Here is a 3,052-nt window from a genome sequence, read left to right on the forward strand (position 1 = left end):
GTGTGCCACAGCGGCAGCAACGATCGCCTCCCACTCGTCGGCCGCGAACGGCGGTGGAGCAGCGGGGTCACCGTCACCGACTTCGGGCGACACGCCGAAGGTCGTGGATGTCGCAACGGTTGAGCATGTTTCAGGGTGTGCGCTACCCTGAGACGTACCTGGCAAGGTAAGTCCCTTCGGGGAAGCAGTAATCGAGTCTCGGAAGCGTCAACTTCGGAAACTCACCCAGAGTGCGATCGTCCTGGCAGACGATCTCCCTCAGCGGGGAAGGATCTCGTAAATCCTTCCGTGGATATTCTGTCGAAACCCACCCCCGCCTGGGGGTTTAGCTTTTTTGGGTGATATCACTGCGCTGTTCAGTTGCTGGGCTTTTCGGTGTGGATTACTTGGTCACCGCCGCACCTCCTGTTGTTTCGTGCCACTTCGGCACCCCATATCTCACCATGCGAACGCCCTCCGATCGGGGAGGCACGCATACGCGACGGTGTGCAGCGTGAAGTCGGACATAGGCCGGCCCGTGAGTGTCCGGTCCGGCAGCTGCGCCCGTCCGGCGACCTGCTCGGCCCAGGTTGCGTCCGGACGTGACGACGCAGACGGTATCGACCAGTTCGGCCGGAAACGAGCGGTGATCCTCAGCTCCCCGCTCTGCGCAGAAGTCGGCGTCCCGTGTCGAGGGGCCCATTCCCGATCCGGGAGTCTGGCGCCACCGGTCCGAGCGCCGAGCAGAAGATCTGCCCGTGGTGATGCGACCGGCCGGGATCATCGGGGCGTCCGACGAACCGAACTGCACGTCCGTGCATGCACCCCTGTCGCGACGGCCGCTCCGCAGCCTCGTCGCCGCCCTGGACACCGCTACGCATTCATTGCATCGCCCGCGACCCCCGGTGATAGCGGACCACGCACGTCTCCCGGCATCGTCTGCGCCGGACCGTGAGTGCCGTGTCGAGACATCGACCCGGACTGCACTGCGAAGCAAGCTGTCACGGCGTTCGGTGACGAGTGCGGCAGCCCCGTTCCGGCGAACTCGATCAACATGTCGGACATCGATCCTCGTCGGATATCGCCCGGAAGGGAGCGGCGTGAAGCCGGTAGGCTACGGAGCGTGACGGGCAGCCTGCGAGTGGGCGCCACCAGGATCGCCCGCGCGGCACAACGACGCGAGTGGAGGTGCGTGGACATGCTCGCCTTGAGCAGCGCGCGGATTGCCCAGGAAACGATCCGCCTTGAGGCGCACCGAGATCCCGCGTTCGCGTTCCGATGTGTCTGCCAAGTGATCACCGTGTTCCGGCGTCTGGACGGACAGGAGCAGCGGGCGTTTCTCGACGATGCGATGCGGATCGAGCCCAGGAGGGGCGAGCTCGAACGCAAGTGGGATGCGTTCCTCGCTGGAGTGCTCGCGCGTGAAGCGCGGCTGGCTGGACTGCCCGAGAGCAGCTATCGGCATTTGAACCAGGATGAGCGTCTCATCCTGGACACCTCCTGGTTCTACAGGGAAAACCCGAAGACTGTCGGGTATCTGCTGGCCAATACGCCAGCGGAGTTGAAGTACAAGAGAGTGTTCGTCGACCCCGGATCACTGGAATCACTGTAAGGAGAAGTATCGCGTGAACGTGGAACAGATTCGAGCTTTGTTGGGTGAGTTGGCGGATGAGCTCGCCGCGCAGGGGATCAACGCTCACCTGTTCGTCGTGGGCGGTGCTGCGATGGCTCTGGCCAACACCCGTGACCGCACTACCGACGATGTCGACGCGGCTTTTGTTCCCGCGGCAGATGTTCGGGCTGCGGCTGCCAGGGTGGGTGCGCGACACGGCCTCGACGACGGGTGGCTCAACGACGCAGTCAAGGGGTACCTCCACCCGAACTGGCCGGACTCGCCGGATGTTGTGCAGGTCCTCGAGACCAGCAGCCTGACGGTGTCGATTGCCTCGACGCGGCAAATGCTGGCGATGAAGGTGGCCGCTGCCCGAGTGGATCGCGATGAGGACGATATCCGTGCGCTGGCAGCATCGTTGGATCTGACCACCGCAGATCAGGTACTTGCGATTGCGGAACAGGAGTACGGGGCGATGGCGGCGAAGGTGCTGGGTCCGAAAAGTCAGTTCGCGGTTCAGGCGATGTTCGACTGATCTTGGGCGCTGCCCCCGCGGGGGAAGATGGTGCGCGCCGCCACGGGGCAGGGCCCGCAGACCGCAGTCTGTCTCACTGCATGAGACTGCGCCGCACCCCGTCTTGGGATGCGGCGCAGTCGTCGCGGGCGCTGGGTTGTCCGTGGGTATGTGGTGACTGCGCCGGTGGACATCAGCACGGTCACCGCTCACTGCAGGTCGGCAATGTCGATTCGTCGACGACGTACGGGCCCTCGTGGCACCTGGTGTTGCACTATCGGCCGGCGAGGACCCCGTTGATGTAGTCACGGGCCTCGTCGGCTGTGCCGAATTCGGTGGAGTGGTGGAAGACTTCGCCTTCGGGGCTGGCCTGGACCGCACGGAAGATGCGGCCGCGGCCCGGGTCGCCGGTCGCTCGGTCGTTGGATTCGATGAAGTAGAAGCCGCTGATTACGTCGGATTCAACTTTCTTTCCGGCGCGTTTTACTGCAGCATCACTGAACCAGTCGTATCCGAGTAATTCGTTTGCCTTCTGAATTTCGGCGATGGTGGCGTATCCGGATTTCACTGCCAAGCCTTCCTTTTCTTGTGTCGAATTGATCTGCGACTAGTCTTGCCGACCGCTGAGATACTTTCCGTCGACGGTCGCGACTCCGACGATCTCTCCGTTGTCGAGAACGAGTACGGCCTCGCCTCGATACTCCGAGTTTTCGATACCCGAGGCGACCGCCCCGCCCGGAGTTGTCAGCCACGTCCCCTCGTCGGTGTGTACACGGAACCGCGGGTTACCGTCCTTGTTCGACGACATGTACTCGACTTCACGAATGGTCACATTTTTGCGTTCCACTGCCATGTCCGGAGTTTCCCTTCTCATCTCACGTAAGTACGTATCGTACGCTGTCCGAGCGCTTGAATGTTTGGTGACTTCTGCGTGATCGGTACCGCAT

At 62.8% G+C, this 3,052-nt stretch carries 4 protein-coding genes; 2 read left to right on the top strand and 2 right to left on the bottom strand.

The window, feature by feature from the left end; all coding sequences use genetic code 11:
* Nucleotides 1–1,102 precede the first annotated feature (1,102 nt).
* Together WAX14_RS11445 and WAX14_RS11450 are read left to right on the top strand one after the other, a co-directional pair.
* Nucleotides 1,103–1,591: a hypothetical protein gene (locus WAX14_RS11445; RefSeq protein ID WP_422628181.1), complete on the top strand. Its 489-nt coding sequence runs from the start codon at nucleotides 1,103–1,105 to the stop codon at nucleotides 1,589–1,591.
* Between the two features lie 13 nt (nucleotides 1,592–1,604).
* Nucleotides 1,605–2,126, top strand: a complete 522-nt coding sequence (locus tag WAX14_RS11450; RefSeq protein WP_422628182.1) for a DUF6036 family nucleotidyltransferase — start codon at nucleotides 1,605–1,607, stop codon at nucleotides 2,124–2,126.
* Between the two features lie 253 nt (nucleotides 2,127–2,379).
* Here the strand turns inward: WAX14_RS11450 and WAX14_RS11455 are convergent, their stop codons facing one another.
* Complete coding sequence (locus WAX14_RS11455; RefSeq protein WP_422628183.1) at nucleotides 2,380–2,679, bottom strand: hypothetical protein; 300 nt, start codon at nucleotides 2,677–2,679, stop codon at nucleotides 2,380–2,382.
* A gap of 33 nt (nucleotides 2,680–2,712) precedes the next feature.
* A complete protein-coding gene (locus tag WAX14_RS11460; protein WP_422628184.1) occupies nucleotides 2,713–2,958 on the bottom strand; it encodes a hypothetical protein in 246 nt (81 codons plus the stop codon).
* Between the last annotated feature and the right edge of the window lie 94 nt (nucleotides 2,959–3,052).

The organism is Rhodococcus sp. (in: high G+C Gram-positive bacteria) (genome assembly GCF_049299235.1).
In the GTDB taxonomy this organism is placed as follows: Bacteria; Actinomycetota; Actinomycetes; order Mycobacteriales; family Mycobacteriaceae; genus Rhodococcus.

Excerpts from the sequence above, each read along its gene's own strand:
- WAX14_RS11460 (WP_422628184.1), bottom strand. The coding sequence starts at position 2,958 with ATGGCAGTGGAACGCAAAAATGTGACCATTCGTGAAGTCGAGTACATG.